Here is a 16067-nt window from a genome sequence, read left to right on the forward strand (position 1 = left end):
GGGCCCCGCCCCGCGCCGCCCCGACCCGGCCCCTGTGCTCTAGCCGAGGGCCTGCTGGAGGTCCTCGAGGAGGTCGTCGACGTTCTCGATGCCCACGGAGAGGCGGACGAGGTCGGCGGGGACCTCCAGGGCCGAACCGGCCACGGACGCGTGCGTCATGCGCCCCGGGTGCTCGATCAGGGACTCGACGCCGCCCAGGGACTCGCCCAGGGTGAACACCTTGGCCCGGTTGCAGACCTCGACGGCCGCTTCCTCGCCGCCGGCGACGCGGAAGGACACCATCCCGCCGAAGGCGCGCATCTGCTTGGCCGCGACCTCGTGCCCGGGGTGCTCCGGCAGGCCCGGGTACAGCACGTGCGTCACGCGCGCGTGCCGGGTCAGCATGTCGGCGATCTTGCCGGCGTTCTCGCTGTGGCGGTCCATGCGCACGGACAGCGTCTTGGTGCCGCGCAGCACCAACCAGGAGTCGAAGGGCCCGGCGACCGCGCCCATCGCGTTCTGGTGGAAGGCGAGTTCCTCGCCCAGTGCCGCGTCGCCGGTGATCAGCGCGCCGCCGACGACGTCCGAGTGGCCGCCCATGTACTTGGTCAGGGAGTGCACGACGACGTCCGCGCCGAGCGCGAGCGGCTGCTGCAGGTACGGCGTGGCGAAGGTGTTGTCGACGACCAGCTTCGCGCCCGCGTCGCGGGCGATCTGGGCGAGGGCGGCGATGTCGGTGATGCCGAGGAGCGGGTTGGAGGGGGTCTCCACCCACACGGCCTTGGTCTTGGGGGTGATCGCGGCGCGCACGGCGGCCGGGTCGCTGGTGTCGGCGACCGACCACTCGACGCCCCACCGGGCGACGACCTTCGCGAAGAGGCGGAAGGTGCCGCCGTAGGCGTCGTTGGGGATGACGACGTGGTCGCCGGGGCTGAGCAGCGTACGCAACAGGCAGTCCTCGGCCGCCAGTCCGGAAGCGAACGCGAGACCTCGGCGGCCGCCCTCCAGGGCCGCGAGGTTCTCCTCCAGGGCGGTCCTGGTCGGGTTGGCGCTGCGGCTGTACTCGTAGCCGCCGCGCAGGCCGCCGACGCCGTCCTGCTTGTAGGTCGAGACCTGGTAGATCGGGGGGACGACCGCGCCGGTGAGGGGATCGGCGGTGTTGCCCGCGTGGATCGCGAGGGTCTCGAAGTGCTGACTGATGTGCCTGTCGCTCATGGGCACCGAGGGTAGTCCGCTCGCGGCCCCGGCGCGGGCCGGCCGCCCGGCGGGCGGGGCGGGACCCCGGCCGGGGCGGAGTTTTCCACAGGAGCGGGGGCGGGTTGGCCAATTGTCGGCGCGGTCTGGTTCGCTTGTGGCATGGAGATTCTGTGGGGCCTGGTGGCGCTGGTCTTGATCGGCTACGTGGTCGTGGCGCTCGTGCGGCGCCGGCGCGGTGTCGTCGGGCTGGTCCCGGCCGACCACCCGGACGCGGCGGACCCGGCGACGTACGGTTTCGTGCGGACCGAGGAGCTGGACATCCGCATGCCCGGCCCCGACCAGGACCTGCTCGACGTCCTGGACGTGGTGCAGCACACGCAGGACTACCGGGCGGCCCAGCAGCTGCTGGCCGGCACCGAGACGCGGGGCGAGCTGCGCTGGCAGCGCGTGCAGGCCTTCGCGGGCGCGGCGGCGCTGGAGCTGCAGCAGCGGCCGGGCGGGGTGAGCGAGGCCCCGGGCGGACAGTGGCTGCGGGTGTGGCGCACCGAGGCTCCCAAGGACGCGGGCGGCGCGGCGGTGCACGCGGAGTTCCTGGTGCAGCAGGCCTGGCGGACGTCGTCGCCGGGCACCGACGACTTCCGGATCATCATGGAGGAGGCGCGGGACGCGTGCGGCCAGGCGGCGCTGCTGTCCCCCGACGACCCGGTCCCGTACATCGTCGAGCTGTCGGTGGCCCGCGGTCTGCGCTACTCGCAGGCGGAATTCGAGCAGCTCTGGCTGAACATCCTGGACCGCGACCCGGCGCACATGGGGGCGCATCTGGCGGCCCTGCACTACTGGTGCGAGAAGTGGCACGGCTCGCGCGAGCTGGCGTACGCCTTCGCGGAGTCGGCGGCGGCACGGGCCCCGCGAGGCTCCCTCCTCGCGGCGATGCCGCTCTTCGCGGTCTTCGAGCACCTCCCCGAGGTGAACCTGGTGCGCAGCTTCTACCAGAGCGAGGTCGTGACCAAGGCGGTGCACGGCGCGCTGTTCGCGGTGCACGCGGCCCGGCCCGACGACCCGATGCTGGCGCACGTCCGCCATCTGCTCCTGTTCTTCCTCGTGCGCTCGGAACGGTGGTCGGAGGCGATGAGCCAGCTCGTCCACGTGGACGGCCATGTCGGCGCCCTTCCGTGGACGCTCTCCCCGGACCCGGCCGGTGAGTTCGCGGTCCACCGCGCGATGGCGGTCGCCGGCTACGAGGCGAACGGCGGCAGCCCGGCGACGATGCCCCACTGAGCCGCGCTGCCGCCTCGTCCGCTGCCGATGACTGGGCGCAGTCTGCGGACAGGTCGTCGGCCGGCCGTTGTGTCCGGCCTCCGCTCAGGGGCGCAGGTGGGCCAGGAGTCCGTCGTCGGCGGGGTACTCCTGCTCCCGCGGGAGGAGCCGGGTCGCCGAGGCCGGGTCGCCGTCCCTGACGAGCGCGTGGATCTCGTCGGCGAGCGGGGTCACGTCGCTGACGGACACGATCCACTCGTTCGCGTAACGCGCCGACGCCTCGCCCGAGAGCCCCAGTTGCAGCGAGCGGTACGGCAGGGGGCGCAGGTGCAGGTCGCGCTCGGGGTCCCACTGGACGCGGGCCGGTGCGCGCCTGAGGTCTCGCTGCCAGGCGTCGCGATCGGGATGCAGGCCGGGGGCGTAACTCGCCAGGCAGGCGTGGCGCAGCGCCCACTCGAAGCCGTCACGAGTGATCTCGACGGCGAGGACGGTCTCCTGGCCCTCCTTCGTGCCCCACCCGGAGCGGTACATCATCCACAGGAAACTGGGCTTGATCCACGTCATGCGGCCGGGCTTCCACGCGGCCGGAAAGCGGCCGTCACGAACGGCGGGCAGCCCTATATCAGGGGCGTAGGCCTGGTAGACGGTGATCGTGGACGCCGTGCAGAGCGCACGGATCCTGCGGTGCGGTTCTTCCATGGCGTACAGCGTGGGGTCGGCCCGGCCAGGCCGCACCCGAATTTCGACCGGCCGGTCGGTCACCGGCGTACGCCTCCGCTCTGCCGGGTCGGCGCCGCGGCGTGGATCATGAGTCTGTGAACAGGTGGACGAAAGACGGCGGGGCTCCGGTCGGGCGGGCGGGGCACGGGCCGGAACTCACGGAGTACCAGCGCGACTTGTGCGAGCGGCTGCTCGCGGCTCCGGTCGTTCCCGCACCCGGACCGTGGCGGCCGGTCTTCGCGCACACGCACGGCATCGCCGTCGGCGGACTGCTCGGCATCGGTTTCGCGGCGCATCCCGACGACGGCCGGGACCTGGTCATGGTCGTCTCCCACGACGGCCACGGACTCCTCGACGCGGTCACCGGGGAGAAGATCGCCCGGGACCGCGACCCCGACCCCGAGGACGGCACGCCCGACGCGGCCGCCGATCTCACCTGCCCCGGACCGGGGCCGATCGCCGGCAGCCGCGTGCACATCGCGGGGCTCTTCGGCGGCGGGCTGCACACCACGACCGGGGACGGCTGGACGCTGGAGAGGGTCAGCCCGGCCTGGCCCCACGACCGCGTGCTGCTCTCGACCGACGGCGGGCTCCCCCACTCCGGGCCGCACGGCGAGCGGTGGTGGCACATCTTCCACTCCACGTACTCCGAGCTCCGGGCCTTCGGCTTCTCGCCGTCCGGGGAGACGATCGCCGTCGCGACGAGCAGTGACGTGTCCCTGTGGACCCGCCGCCCCCGGCCCCGCACCGCACTCGCGCCCTGACCCTCGCCCACGCGCCGGGCAGGGCAGGGCAGGGCAGCGCAGGGCAGGGCAGGGCAGGCCGGAGTGTCTCTCCCGGCATGTGCCGGCGCCCTGTGTCCGGCATTTCGAGGTGGTTCGAAATGCGCCATCGTCCCGGCCGGCCCCGCCTACGATCGCTCGCATGCTGATTCGCCGGACATTACAGATGATCGTCGTATTCACTGTGGTTCTCGCCGCAGCCCTGGCGGCCGGGGCGGGCACCGCGCGGGCCGACGGGGGCGGGACGTCCTCGCACGACCGGCAGTTGCTGTTCTACAACCACTCCTATGGCGTCCTGGACCGGGAGACCGCCGACGCCATCGAGCACTCCGACTACCTGAAGGACTTCGCCTCCTTCCAGGTGCGCACCACGACCGGCGCCGGCGGGCAGACCTGGACCGGTCGCTATCTGATGGGCCGTGAGACCTATCTGGAGCTGTTCGGGGTCGGTGACCTCCCCGGACCTGACGGCGTCCTCGGCTCCGCCGGCTTGGGCCTGTCGACCGAGCGGGACGGGGACCTGACGACCGTCGCCGAGCGCATGAAGAGCGCCGGCGCCACCCCCGTCGACTTCCTCCAGACCAAGGACTTCGGCGACGGCGTGCCCGTGCCGTGGTTCGACGCCCTCCTCACCAGCACCGAGTACGACGCCTTCCAGGCGTGGGCGATGGAGTACCGGCCGGAGTACTTCGCCGATCCCCGCAGCAACACCGAACCGGAGAGGTTCCCCGGTGACGTCGGGCGGGCGCGCTACCTCTCCGACGACTACCGCACCCACCTGATGCGTGACGTGACGTCGGTGCGCATCGCGGTCACCGGGGACGACCTCGCCGACACCGTGCCGCTGCTGCGGGCCGGCGGGTTCGCCGTCCGCGACCTGCCGGGCGGCGGCGTCGTCGCGGAGGGCGGCGGCACCACGATCCGCCTCGACGCCGTCCCGCGTGCTCAGGCGGGCCTGCAACGGGTCGAGATGTCGCTCAACCGGCCCGTGAAGACCCGGCACGTGGAACGGATCGGCCACTCGACGCTGACCGTCGGCCCCGGCGCCCACGCCGTGTGGACGTTCGCCGACGCCGGCGACCGGTAGCGAGCCCTCCGCGACACCGCGCGTCGCCGCCCCCCGGGAATCTCGGTTGCCGGGGGCGGCGTCGCGGGGGCTAGATGGCGTCATGGCTGACATTCAGGGGTCGTACGACGATCTTTTCGCCGCGGTGCCCGCCGCGCTGGCTGTGGCGCTGGACGAGGGGGACGCCGGCGGCTCGGTGGCCGTGTTCGTGGACGGCGAGCCGGTGGTCGACGTCTGGGGCGGCTTCGCCGACGCCGGGCGCACGGTTCCCTGGCGGCGCGACACCCTCGTCAACGTCTGGTCCGTCACGAAGACGATGACGGCGCTGTGCGCGCTGGTGCTGGCGGACCGGGGCGAGCTGGACGTGGACGCGCCGGTGGCCCGGTACTGGCCGGAGTTCGCCGCGGCGGGCAAGGAGGGCGTCCTCGTCCGGCACGTGCTCTCGCACACCGCGGGGCTGCCCGACTGGGTCTGGCCGGTGGCGGACTTGTACGACTGGCCGACGGCCACGGCGCGGCTGGCCGCGCAGGCGCCGCAGTGGGAGCCGGGCAGCGCGGCCGGGTACCACTCCCTCACCCAGGGGTTCCTGGTCGGCGAGGTCGTCCGGCGGATCACCGGCCGGATGCCGGGCGAGTTCTTCGCCGACGAGATCGCGGGCCCGCTGGGCGCTGACTTCCACATGGGGCTGCCGGAGCGCGACGACCCCCGGGTGGCCCCGGCGGTCCCGCCGCCCTCCCGGGACGAGGACTACACCGCGGCCGCGGCCGCCACCTCGGCCCCGCCCTCCGAGGCCGGGTCGCCCGCCGGCACGCCGGCCCCGTCCGCCTCGTCCGCCTCCCCCGTCCCCACCGCTCTGCGGGTGCGGGACGGCAACAGCGCGGCCTGGCGGCGGGCGCAGATCCCCGCCGCGAGCGGCTTCGGCAACGCCCGTTCGGTCGCCCTGGTCCAGTCGGTCCCCGCCTGCGGCGGCTCGGTGGGCGGGGTGCGGCTGCTGTCCCGCGCCGGGTGCGAGCGTGCCTGGGCGGAGCAGTTCGCCGGCCAGGACCGCCGTCTCGGCATGCCGGTCAGCTGGGGCCTCGGCTACGGCCGCTTCGGCGGCACCTACGGGTGGGGCGGCTGGGGCGGCTCGACGGTCATGATCGAGCCCGAGTCGCGTATGACGGTGGCGTACGTGACCAACCAGATGCGTGAACCCGCGGCGGACATCCGGGGCATGGAGATGCTGACGGCCGCCTACGACGGACTGAAGGGACTGCGCGCATGAGCGGCGGAGCGAGCGGTGGGGGCCCAGCGCCCGTGTTCCTGGTCGGCGGCGGCTGGGACGCGTCCGTGGCGGACGTCGTGCACGGGCCGTTCCTCCGGGCGGCGGCGGGGCGTTCGCGCGCCGGTGCGGGGGAGGTTCCACGCATCCTGTGCGTACTCGTCGACGAGGGCGACGGGGCCGCGGAGTTCGACCGGTACGACGTCGCGCTGCGCCGGGCGGGGGCGTGCGCGCCCGTGCCGCTGCTGCTGCCGGTCGGGCGGCCGTTCGACGCCGGGGCGTTGCCCGAGGCCGTGGACGGGGTGTTCGTCTGCGGCGGTCTGACGCCCGCCTACCAGGAGGCGTTCGCCGGGGACGCGGGCCGGGGGCTCGCCTCGCTGGGCCTGCCGTACGCCGGGTTCTCGGCCGGGGCCGTGGTCGCGGCGCGGGACGCGGTGGTCGGGGGGTGGCTGGTGGACGGGGTTCCCGTGTGCCCCGCGGACGCCGCCGAGGATCTGGAGGAGGTCGAGGTGCGGGCCGGGCTGGGGCTGGTGCCGTTCGGGGTGGACGTGCACGCCGCGCAGTGGGGGACGTCGGGACGGACGGCCGCCCTCGTGGCCGGCGGGCGGCTCGCGCACGCGGTGGCCGTCGACGAGAACACCCTGGTCGAGGTCGCGGACGGGCGCGCGCGGGTCGCGGGGCTCGGCCGGGCCCACTCCCTGCGCCCGGCCCCGGGCGGCGGGGTCGTCGTACGGTCCTACGGCCACGGGGAGTCCTTCCCCGCCCCCCACTGACCCATCCACGGCCCGCCCCACCCTCGGCGTCCGCGCGTGTCGTCGCCGGCGCCCCGACCGCCGTGGGCGGACGCCGCAGGGCCCCCGGAGGCGTGCTCCGGGAGCCCTGTCGGTTCCCTGCCCGGGACGACCGGCCCGCGGCCCTGTCCACCGGAGTGGAAGCGGACGCCGGCCCTGCTGCCGCCGTCGGTCCCATCGCCCCGGCAACGGTGGACCGCGGTGGACCACCGGCTCCCGCAGGCCGACGAGCCCGCAGACCACGAGCCCGCGAAGCCGATCCCTCGGACCAGCGGAGCGTCAGATCGTCGACGCGTCGATCACGAACCGGTAGCGGACGTCGCTGGCGACCACGCGCTCGTAGGCGTCGTTGATCTCGTGCGCGCCTATCAGCTCGATCTCGGCGCCCAGGCCGTGCGCGGCGCAGAAGTCCAGCATCTCCTGGGTCTCCGCGATGCCGCCGATCATGGAGCCGGCGAGGGTCTTGCCGCCGCCGATGACCGAGAAGAGGCTGAGGCTGATCGGCTCCTCGGGGGCGCCCACGTTCACCAGCGCGCCCTCGGCCTTCAGCAGCGACAGGTAGGCGTTGAAGTCGAGCGGGGCCGAGACCGTCGAGAGGATGAGGTCGAAGGAGCCGCTCAGCTCCTGGAACGTCTTCTCGTCGCTGGTGGCGTAGTAGTGGTCGGCGCCCAGCTTCAGGCCGTCGTCCTTCTTGCGCAGCGACTGGGACAGGACGGTCACCTCGGCGCCGAGCGCGTGGGCGATCTTGACCGCCATGTGGCCGAGGCCGCCCATGCCGAGGACGGCGACCTTCTTGCCGGGGCCGGCGTTCCACCGCTTGAGCGGGGAGTACGTGGTGATGCCGGCGCACAGCAGCGGGGCGGCGACGTCGAGGGCGAGGCCGTCGGGGATGCGGACGACGAAGTTCTCGTCGACGACGATCTTCTGGGCGTAGCCGCCGTAGGTGGGCTCGCCGTCCTTGCCGACGGCGTTGTAGGTGGCGACGCTGCCCGCGGTGCAGTACTGCTCCTGACCGGCCTTGCAGTTGTCGCACTCGCGGCAGGAGTCGACGAGGCAGCCGACGCCGACCCGGTCGCCGACGGCGAACCTGGTGACGCCCGGGCCGACCTCGGAGACGACGCCCGCGATCTCGTGGCCGGGCACCATCGGGAAGATCGCCTCGCCCCAGCCCTCCCTGGCCTGGTGGATGTCGGAGTGGCAGATGCCGGCGAACTCGATGTCGATCAGGACGTCGAACTCGCGGACGGAACGCCGTTCGATGGTCGTGCGCTCCAGGGGAGCCTTGGCGGCGGGAGCGGCGTACGCGGCGACGGTGGTGGTCATGCCGGGGGTCTCCTAGCGGGGGTTGCTTCGTGTCCGGCCTGCCTTCCGAACCGGGCACGGCAGCCAGCCTGCCCCGTCTGCCGGCATTCACCCAGGTCACGCCTTTGCGTACGTCCGCTGTGCCTACCACTGACGGGGTCAGGATGCCGTGCGTACGACCGTGAATACTGGACGACATGGACGAACTCCCCGAATCCGTCTCGGGCGCCTCGCTGGACCGGCGTGCCGAACTGAGCGAGTTCCTTCGCACCCGGCGGGCCCGGCTCAAGCCGGGGGACGTGGGGCTGCCCGACTTCGGCCGGCACCGCAGGGTGCCGGGGCTGCGGCGGGAGGAGCTGGCGCAGCTGGCCGGGGTCTCGGTGGCGTACTACACGCGTCTGGAGCAGGGCAACGGGCGCAACGTTTCGTCGGAGGTGCTGGACGCCATCGCGCGCGCCCTGCGGCTGACGGACGCCGAGCACGCCCACCTCACGCACCTGGCGAAGCCGAAGCAGAAGAAGAAGCAGACGGCGCGGCCCCCGCAGGCGCGGCCGGCGTTGCAGCAACTGCTCGACGCGATGGACGCGGTGCCGGCGTACGTGATCGGGCGGCGTTCGGAGATCCTCGCGTGGAACCGGATGGCGGCGGCGCTCTTCGGCGACTGGGGCGAGCTGCCGGCGGCGGAGCGCAACTGGGCGCGGCTGACGTTCCTGCGCCCGGACTACCACGACCTGTTCGTGGACTGGGAGCAGAAGGCGATCGACATCGTGTGCGTCCTGCGCATGGAGGCGGGCTGCTATCCGGACGATCCGCGGCTGTCCGCGCTGGTGGGCGAGTTGTCGGTGAAGAGCGAGGACTTCCGGCGGCTGTGGGCGACGCACGACGTCAAGGAGAAGAGCCACGGCGTGAAGCGCATGACGCATCCGCTGGTGGGCGATCTCTCCCTGAACTTCGAGGGGTTCAGGCTGTCGGACGGCAGTGAGCAGGTGCTGGTGACCTATCACGCGGAGCCGGGGTCGGCGTCGGAGGAGGCGCTGCGGCTGCTGGCGAGCTGGGGCGCCGACGCCACCCGGGCGGGGTCGCGGACGCCGTCCGCCTGAGAGCGCGCGGCGGCCCGGGGCCGGGCCGGGAGGGCCGCCCGGTCGAACCCTCCGCCGGGATTCTCCTCCGCTGTTCTCCTCCCCCGGCCGCCCGTCGGGCCGGGCGGTTCAGCCGCGGTAGGGGGGTGCGGCGCCCCAGCCCCACCGGGGCACCGGCTGCTCGGCGGGCGGTACGGCGTCGGGGCCGGAGAAGTGCACGGCGAGGCGGGTGCCCCACTCGACGTAGGCGAGGAAGGCCGAACGGAACTCGGCGTCGGTGGGCAGGCCGGCCTCGTCGGCGGCGTCCTGGACGAGGTCGACCCAGCGGCGGCGCTGGGGCTCGGTGATGCCGCGGCCGACGTGCTTGGCGACCATGTGGCTGTGGCCGCCCTGGGTCGCCGAGTAGGTCCGCGGGCCGCCGAAGACCTCGGCGAGCCAGAGGGCGACGTGCTCGGCGTGCTCGGGGGCGAGGCCGGCGAAGACCGGGGCGAGGAGGTCGTCCCGGAGCACCTTCGCGTAGAACGCCTCGGTCAGCCGGGCGAAGGCGTCCGCACCGCCCGCCCACTCGTACAGGGTGGGCACCGCGGCGCCGGCGCCGCGCACGGAGGTGGCCTTGTAGTGGCGCATCTCGTCGATGGCGCCGACGTACGGGCGGATATCGGCGAGGAAGGCGGGGAACAGGTCGGAGGTGCGGAAGCCCTTCAGGTGGTCCTCGGTGGAGGTCCAGGTGATGCGCAGGATGAAGTGGCCGAAGTCCTCCTCGCAGCGGGCGAGTTCGTAGTCGACGCAGTGCGGGGAGGCCGCGAGTTCGCGTGCGGCGCGGCTGTACGCGGCCAGGAACTCGGCCGAGCGGTCCTGCGGGATGGTGTACCGGATGTACTCGACGGTGGTGGTCGGGGTGGGCGTCTGGTCCGTCTGCGGTGCCGTCATGGGCCCACGCAAGCACGAACGGCCCGCCGGAGGCTTCTCTTCCGGCGGGCGTTCTCTCAGGGCTCAGCGAACGGGCGGGGCGGACGGGGGGCCGGCCGGGGCGCGGCAGGCCTGGGCGGCGGTGGCCGGTCAGGCGGACGTGGCGTTCTCCTTGACCGTGATCCTGCCCTTGCGGATGGTCGCGACCCGTGGGGCCTTCCTCGCGATCGCGGAGTCGTGGGTGACCATGACGAAGGTCAGCCCGTGCTCCTCCCACATGCGGTGCAGCACGTCCATGATCTCGTCGCGCATGCTCTCGTCGAGGTTGCCGGTGGGCTCGTCGGCGAGCAGCACCTTCGGCTGCTTGACCAGCGCGCGGGCGATCGCGACGCGCTGCTGCTGGCCGCCGGACATCTCGGACGGCAGGTGGCGCAGGCGTTCGCCGAGCCCGACGGAGACCAGCGCCCCGGCGGCCCGCTCGCGCCGTTCCCGGGTCTTGACGCCGAGCGGGACGAGCGCCGTCTCGACGTTCTCCTGCGCGGTGAGGGTGGGGATGAGGTTGAAGGACTGGAAGACGAAGCCGATGTTCTCGCTGCGCACCTTGGTCAGCCTCGCCTCGGAGAGCTTGGCCAGGTCGACGCCGTCGAGGACGATCTCGCCCTCCGTGGGCCGGTCGAGGGCGCCGATCATCTGGAGCAGGGTGGACTTGCCGCCGCCGGTGGGGCCCTGGATGACGAGGCGGTCGCCGTCCGGGACGGTCAGGTCGACGCCGTCGAGGGCGTGGACGGTGTCCTTGCCGCGGGTGTAGCGCTTGGTGACGCCTCTGAGTTCGTACATGGGGACTGCGCTCCTGGGTCTGGGTTCGGTGGGGGGCGGGAGGGTTATTCGACGCGGCGCAGCGCGTCCGCCGGGCGCAGCCGCGACGCCCGCCAGCCGCCGAAGGCGCCCGCGATGAGGCCGCCGGCCACGGCGAGGACCACCGCGAGGGCGACGGTGGTGGCGCTCACCGGCGCGGTCAGGGCGACGTCGAGGGTCCGGGCGGCCGCCCGGCGGCCGGCGCCCAAGCCGCCGCCCGCGCCGGGGCCGTCCTGGCCGCCGCCGAGCCGCGCCTGGAGCGTGGGGCTGACGGCGGTCACGGTGTACGCGCCCGCCAGGCCGAGCGCGATGCCGAGGGCGCCGCCGAGCAGTCCGTTGACCATGGCCTCGCCGGCCACCTGGCGGGTGACGCGGCCGGACCTCCAGCCGAGGGCCTTGAGCGTGCCGAACTCGCGGACGCGCCGGGAGACGGCCGAGGAGGTGAGCAGGCCGGCGACGAGGAAGGCGGCGATCAGCACCGCGACGGACAGCCAGCGGCCGACGGTGGCGGCGAGCGAGGAGGCCGTGGAGAGGGAGCCGGAGACGGTGTCCGCGAGATCGGCGGAGGTCGTGACCGTCGTGCCCGGCACGTTCTTGCGGACGGTCGCCTTGACGCTGTCGATCTTCTTCGAGTCGGACGCCTTGACGTAGATCGTGGTGACCTTGTTCTTCGCGTCGGCGAGGGTCTGGGCCCGGGTCAGCGGGATGTAGACGTCGGCGGCGGCGGCGCCGCTGTCGGCCGTGGCGATGCCGATCACCGCGAGCTCGACGCCGTCGACGGTGAGCGTGGAGCCGGCCTCGAGCGACTTCTGCTCGGCGTAGGCGGAGTCCACGACGGCGACCGCGGCGTCGGTCTCGGTGGACTTGAAGGTGCGTCCCGCGGTGATCGTGGAGGAGGTCAGCGGGCCGAGCCGGGGCTCGGTGACGTCGGTGCCGTAGAGGGAGTAGCTGTCGACGTCGAAGTCCGCGCCGCCGCCCTGTACTTCGCCCTGCGGCGCGCCGCCGCCCGTCGGGCCGCCGCCGCGGGCGTCCTGGCCGCCGCCCGTGGCGCCGCCGTTCTGCTGGAGCCGGCCGCGGGTGAACTGGCCGTCGATCTTGACGACCCGCAGGCTCAGTCCGCCGGCCGCGCCGGCGACCCCGCTCTGCCTGCCGACCTGGGTGACGGTCGCCGCCGGCAGGGTCTGGAAGCCCTGCACCATGACGCGGTCGGTGCTCTGCCGCGTGCCGGAGTCGTCGTCCTGGGCGTCGAAGCGGAAGCGCGGTCGGTCGGTGGCGTTCGCGGTGGGCGAGGCGGCCTTGGTGACGGTCATGTCGGTGCCGAGGCCGTACAGCGACTCCAGGACGGTGTCCTGGGCCCTCGCCATGCCGGACGAGACGGAGGAGACCACGACGACCAGGGCGATGCCGAGCGCCAGACCGGAGGCGACGACGAGGGCCGCTCTTCTGCGGCGGCGCAGTTCGCGCCTCAGGTAGGTGAAGAACATGGCCGCAAGCTAGGTACGGCGCGTGATGACTGGATAAGGCCGGGATAAGAGGCCGATGAGAACGCGGGAACGCGAGAGGGGCGCCGTGGGGGCGGGGAGCGGCCGGGCCCGGAAACGACGGCGCCGCCCCTGGGGGGCGGCGCCGGAGAGCTGTGTGCGGGGGTGGCGACGGTCCGTCAGACGGCCGAACCGGCCTTCCACTGGGCCCAGTCCATGTTCCAGCCGTTGAGGCCGTTGTCCGGGGCGACGGTCTTGTCGCCGGTGTTCTTGACCACAACGACGTCGCCGACGATCGAGTTGGTGTAGAACCAGTAGCCGGCCGTGCCCTTGTCGTCGGCACCCTTGGTGTCGGACAGGCCGACGCAGCCGTGGCTGGTGTTCACCGAGCCGAAGACGGACTTCGCGCCCCAGTAGTTGCCGTGCACGAAGGTGCCGGAGTTGGTGAGGCGGATGGCGTGCGGGACGTCCTTGATGTCGTACTCGCCCTTGCCGTCGTCGTCGGTGAAGCCCACGGTCGCGCCGTTCATGCGCGTCTCCTTGAACTTCTCCGACATGACCATCTGGCCTTCGTAGGTCTTGTTGTCGGGCGAGCCGGCGGAGATCGGGATGGTCTTGACGACCGCGCCGTTGTGCGTGACCTTCATCTGCTTGGTCTTCGCGTCGACGTAGGAGACCTGGTTGCGGCCGATCTTGAAGGTGACCGTCTTCTGCTGGACGCCGAAGACGCCCTTGGCACCCTCCACACCGTCGAGCGCGAGCTTCAGCGTGACGGTGGAGTTCTCCTTCCAGTAGTCCTGCGGACGGCAGTCCATGCGCTGGGTGGAGAACCAGTGGCAGACGACCTCCTGACCACTGGTGGAGGTGACGGTGACGCCCTTCTGGACGGCCGCCTTGTTCGTGATCGCCTTGTTGAAGTTGATCGACACAGGCATGCCCACGCCGACGGTGGAACCGTCCTCCGGCGTGAAGTTGCCTATGAAGCTGTTGTTCGGGGAGACGGTGGTGAAGGAGGCGTTCTCGTGGGCCACCAGACCGCCGGAGTCCTTCGCCTCGGCGGCCACCTTGTAGGTGGTGGAGCGCTCCAGCTGCTGGTTCGGCTTCCAGCTGGTCCGGTCGGCGGAGAGCGCGCCCTCCACCGCCTTGCCGTCGGCGGTGGTCATCGTCACGGAGGAGAGCGTCCCCTTGCTCACCGTGACGGTCGCCGAGTTGTTGATGGAGGCGTTGTCCGTGCCGTCCGCCGGTGTGATCTTGATCTGTGCCTCGGAGGACTTCTGCGCGGCCGCCTCGTCGGCCTTGGCCTGCGAGGAGCCGCCCCCGCCGTCCGAGCCGCCGCTGTCGCCGCCGGAACACGCAGAGAGCACCAGAACACCGCCGAGCAGGGCGGACGCGACCGTCAGACCTCGACGTCGCCTACTGTCCGTCATCACACGCTTCTCCATCGTCGCCACTTGCCTGAACCCCGAGAGTCCCCGTTTCAAGACCTTCAACGCTACGGCCGGTTCGTCCCGTTCCCCTTACCGCGAAGGTGTGGGGCATGCCACGTTCGCGGCACGCGTGGTGCGGGATACGGCTCGTGCGCCCCCTGAGACGACGGGACCCCGGGCGGCGGTTGCCGTCCGGGGCCACGGGTTTCCCCCGCAACGCTCAGCCGGTGCCGCCCTCTTCGCCGTCGGACTCGTCGTCCGGGTCCCCATCCTCGTCGACATCATCCTCGTCGAGGTCCCACTCCGGCGAATCGGGGTCGTACGCGACCCGCTCGCTGGACCAGGAGGCCTGCTGGAGCTCCACTCCGTCGACCTCGCCGACCAGGTCGAACGGGTCGACGAGGTAGGCCAGCGCCTCGGCGGTGTCCTGCGTCACAGCGCCCTCGGCGTGGGCGCGTTCGGCGTCCGGGACCCCGTCGTCCTCGGCCAGCCGTCGCAGCGCCGCCGCCGTCACGGCCTCCTCGTCGTGAACCTCCAGCAGAATCTCCACTCGAATACGTACATAACGTGATGACTCTTCAGTGCTCATGGCCGGAGCGTACGGCTCGGGGCTCCCGCGGCTTTCCCACGACCCGCGCCTTTCATTAGCATCGGGCCACACGGCCAATTCGCCAGCGTCACAAGGGGATCGATATTCCGTGTCATCCGCTCGCCGTCCGTTGCTGACCGCCACCGCCGCGGGGACCCTGCTGGGCGCCCTGTGGTTCGTCCCGTCCGCCAACGCGTCCCAGGACGCCCCGGTCAGAACGGAGACGACGTCGCAGGTCACGACCCAGGCACGGGCCGCGTCGACGACCACGGCAGGCGGGCTGCACACGACCCGCGCGAGCGCCGGCCACGCGTCGGCCCTCACGGCCGTGCGCACCGCGGACGACGACGCCGCGGACACCGCGACCGACGGCGGCACCCGGCTCGCCGACACCGGAAGCTTCGACACGACCCCCTATGTCGTGGGCGGAACCGCCCTGCTCGCCCTGGGCGCGGGCTTCGTCTTTTACTCGATTCGCCGGGAACGCCTGGGTTTTTGAATCTACTTGACTGATCTTTGACGACTTCTTCATAGTTCGCTCATGAAGAGATCATCGGGGGCACGGCTGTGCGCCGTCGCCGCCATGGGCGCACTGTCGCTCTCCGTCCTGACCGCCTGTTCCGACGAGGGGAACGGGGACTCCGGCGACGCCAGGACCACGGCATCCGCCACCGCCTCCGCGGCCGCGTCCGACGCCAAGGCGCTGCCCAAGGCCGAGTTGGAGAAGCTGCTGCTCGCCCAGGGCGAGATCAAGGGGTACAAGGTCGGCTCGGGTGACGACACGCTGCCGGCCTCCAAGAGCGCCGTGAAGACCGACAAGGAGGCGTGCGCTCCGCTCGCCTACGCCATGTCCGGTCTCGCGCCGGGCGACACGGAGTCCGGCGCGAGCAACTCGCTGACCGAGGACAACGTGTCGTCCGCCGCGACCAAGGCCCCCGGCGACATCAGCGAGTCGGACCTGGAGAACGCCTTCAAGGTCAACCTGACCTTCGTGGGCCTGTCGTCGTACGAGGGCGACGGCGCGCAGAAGGCGTTCAAGGCGGTCTCCGACGGCATCGCGGCCTGCTCCGGCGGCTTCGAGGTCACCGCCCAGGGCGAGAAGCAGAAGATCACCAAGGTGGCCCCGGACAAGGCCCCCGCGGCCGGTGACGAGTCCGTGGCGTTCAGCGTCGACTCCGCCGTCGACGGCGAGGGTTCGGCCACCTTCCACACCCAGGTGGTGCGCAAGGGCAACACCGTGGCCTCGTTCTACACGGTCGACTTCGCGTCGCTGACGTCCACCGGCAAGTCGGCCACCGTGCCGGCCGCCGTCGTCACCGCGCAGCTCGCGAAGATCAAGTAACTCCCGCGGCTCTCCGGGCCCCGTCCGCGC

The 16067-nt window shown here is 72.4% G+C and carries 16 protein-coding genes; 8 read left to right on the plus strand and 8 right to left on the minus strand.

Annotated elements, in window-relative coordinates:
* Window positions 1–39 precede the first annotated feature (39 nt).
* Window positions 40–1194, minus strand: a complete 1155-nt coding sequence (locus ACGFSH_RS08520; RefSeq protein WP_393346264.1) for a cystathionine gamma-synthase — start codon at window positions 1192–1194, stop codon at window positions 40–42.
* 141 nt (window positions 1195–1335) lie between these two features.
* Between ACGFSH_RS08520 and ACGFSH_RS08525 the strand changes: the two genes are divergently transcribed.
* On the plus strand, window positions 1336–2454 hold the full coding sequence (locus tag ACGFSH_RS08525; RefSeq protein ID WP_393346266.1) for a hypothetical protein: 1119 nt from the start codon (window positions 1336–1338) through the stop codon (window positions 2452–2454).
* An 84-nt stretch (window positions 2455–2538) separates the two neighbouring features.
* On the opposite strand, the gene ACGFSH_RS08530 is transcribed toward ACGFSH_RS08525, so the two are convergent.
* Window positions 2539–3132, minus strand: a complete 594-nt coding sequence (locus tag ACGFSH_RS08530) for a DUF4291 domain-containing protein (RefSeq protein WP_393346268.1) — start codon at window positions 3130–3132, stop codon at window positions 2539–2541.
* A 116-nt stretch (window positions 3133–3248) separates the two neighbouring features.
* Here ACGFSH_RS08530 and ACGFSH_RS08535 point away from each other — a divergent pair, with 116 nt between their 5' ends.
* The 4 genes from ACGFSH_RS08535 (at window position 3249) to ACGFSH_RS08550 (ending at window position 7035) form a co-directional block, all read left to right on the plus strand.
* Window positions 3249–3917 carry a hypothetical protein gene (locus tag ACGFSH_RS08535; RefSeq protein WP_393346270.1) on the plus strand — a complete coding sequence of 223 codons (669 nt, stop codon included), beginning with the start codon at window positions 3249–3251 and terminating at the stop codon, window positions 3915–3917.
* Between the two features lie 184 nt (window positions 3918–4101).
* Window positions 4102–5022, plus strand: coding sequence for a DUF5829 family protein (locus ACGFSH_RS08540; RefSeq protein ID WP_393346272.1), 921 nt, complete (start codon window positions 4102–4104; stop codon window positions 5020–5022).
* 82 nt (window positions 5023–5104) lie between these two features.
* The gene (locus ACGFSH_RS08545) at window positions 5105–6265 is read left to right on the plus strand and encodes a serine hydrolase domain-containing protein (RefSeq protein ID WP_393346274.1); all 1161 of its coding nucleotides are present in this window, start codon (window positions 5105–5107) and stop codon (window positions 6263–6265) included.
* Window positions 6262–7035 carry a hypothetical protein gene (locus ACGFSH_RS08550; RefSeq protein WP_393346276.1) on the plus strand — a complete coding sequence of 258 codons (774 nt, stop codon included), beginning with the start codon at window positions 6262–6264 and terminating at the stop codon, window positions 7033–7035. Before ACGFSH_RS08545 ends, ACGFSH_RS08550 begins: the two co-directional genes overlap by 4 nt.
* 297 nt (window positions 7036–7332) lie before the next feature.
* On the opposite strand, the gene ACGFSH_RS08555 is transcribed toward ACGFSH_RS08550, so the two are convergent.
* On the minus strand, window positions 7333–8376 hold the full coding sequence (locus ACGFSH_RS08555; protein ID WP_393346278.1) for an NAD(P)-dependent alcohol dehydrogenase: 1044 nt from the start codon (window positions 8374–8376) through the stop codon (window positions 7333–7335).
* A gap of 176 nt (window positions 8377–8552) precedes the next feature.
* On the opposite strand from ACGFSH_RS08555, the gene ACGFSH_RS08560 reads away from it, so the two are divergent.
* Window positions 8553–9455, plus strand: coding sequence for a helix-turn-helix domain-containing protein (locus ACGFSH_RS08560; RefSeq protein ID WP_393346280.1), 903 nt, complete (start codon window positions 8553–8555; stop codon window positions 9453–9455).
* A 108-nt stretch (window positions 9456–9563) separates the two neighbouring features.
* On the opposite strand, the gene ACGFSH_RS08565 is transcribed toward ACGFSH_RS08560, so the two are convergent.
* From ACGFSH_RS08565 to ACGFSH_RS08585, 5 genes are all read right to left on the minus strand, one after another.
* Window positions 9564–10364 (minus strand): group II truncated hemoglobin, encoded by an 801-nt coding sequence (locus ACGFSH_RS08565; RefSeq protein WP_393346282.1) that lies wholly within the window; start codon window positions 10362–10364, stop codon window positions 9564–9566.
* A gap of 129 nt (window positions 10365–10493) precedes the next feature.
* On the minus strand, window positions 10494–11180 hold the full coding sequence (locus ACGFSH_RS08570) for an ABC transporter ATP-binding protein (protein ID WP_393346284.1): 687 nt from the start codon (window positions 11178–11180) through the stop codon (window positions 10494–10496).
* A gap of 44 nt (window positions 11181–11224) precedes the next feature.
* Window positions 11225–12682 (minus strand): ABC transporter permease, encoded by a 1458-nt coding sequence (locus tag ACGFSH_RS08575; RefSeq protein WP_393346286.1) that lies wholly within the window; start codon window positions 12680–12682, stop codon window positions 11225–11227.
* A gap of 176 nt (window positions 12683–12858) precedes the next feature.
* Window positions 12859–14106 carry an Ig-like domain-containing protein gene (locus ACGFSH_RS08580; RefSeq protein ID WP_393346288.1) on the minus strand — a complete coding sequence of 416 codons (1248 nt, stop codon included), beginning with the start codon at window positions 14104–14106 and terminating at the stop codon, window positions 12859–12861.
* A gap of 220 nt (window positions 14107–14326) precedes the next feature.
* A complete protein-coding gene (locus tag ACGFSH_RS08585; RefSeq protein ID WP_393346290.1) occupies window positions 14327–14695 on the minus strand; it encodes a hypothetical protein in 369 nt (122 codons plus the stop codon).
* Between the two features lie 109 nt (window positions 14696–14804).
* Between ACGFSH_RS08585 and ACGFSH_RS08590 the strand changes: the two genes are divergently transcribed.
* Together ACGFSH_RS08590 and ACGFSH_RS08595 are read left to right on the plus strand one after the other, a co-directional pair.
* Window positions 14805–15194, plus strand: coding sequence for an LAETG motif-containing sortase-dependent surface protein (locus ACGFSH_RS08590; protein ID WP_393346292.1), 390 nt, complete (start codon window positions 14805–14807; stop codon window positions 15192–15194).
* A 42-nt stretch (window positions 15195–15236) separates the two neighbouring features.
* On the plus strand, window positions 15237–16037 hold the full coding sequence (locus ACGFSH_RS08595; RefSeq protein WP_393346294.1) for a hypothetical protein: 801 nt from the start codon (window positions 15237–15239) through the stop codon (window positions 16035–16037).
* The last annotated feature ends 30 nt before the right edge of the window (window positions 16038–16067 follow it).

Origin of the sequence: Streptomyces sp. NPDC048481, assembly GCF_043200075.1 — a bacterium.
GTDB lineage: Bacteria > Actinomycetota > Actinomycetes > Streptomycetales > Streptomycetaceae > Streptomyces.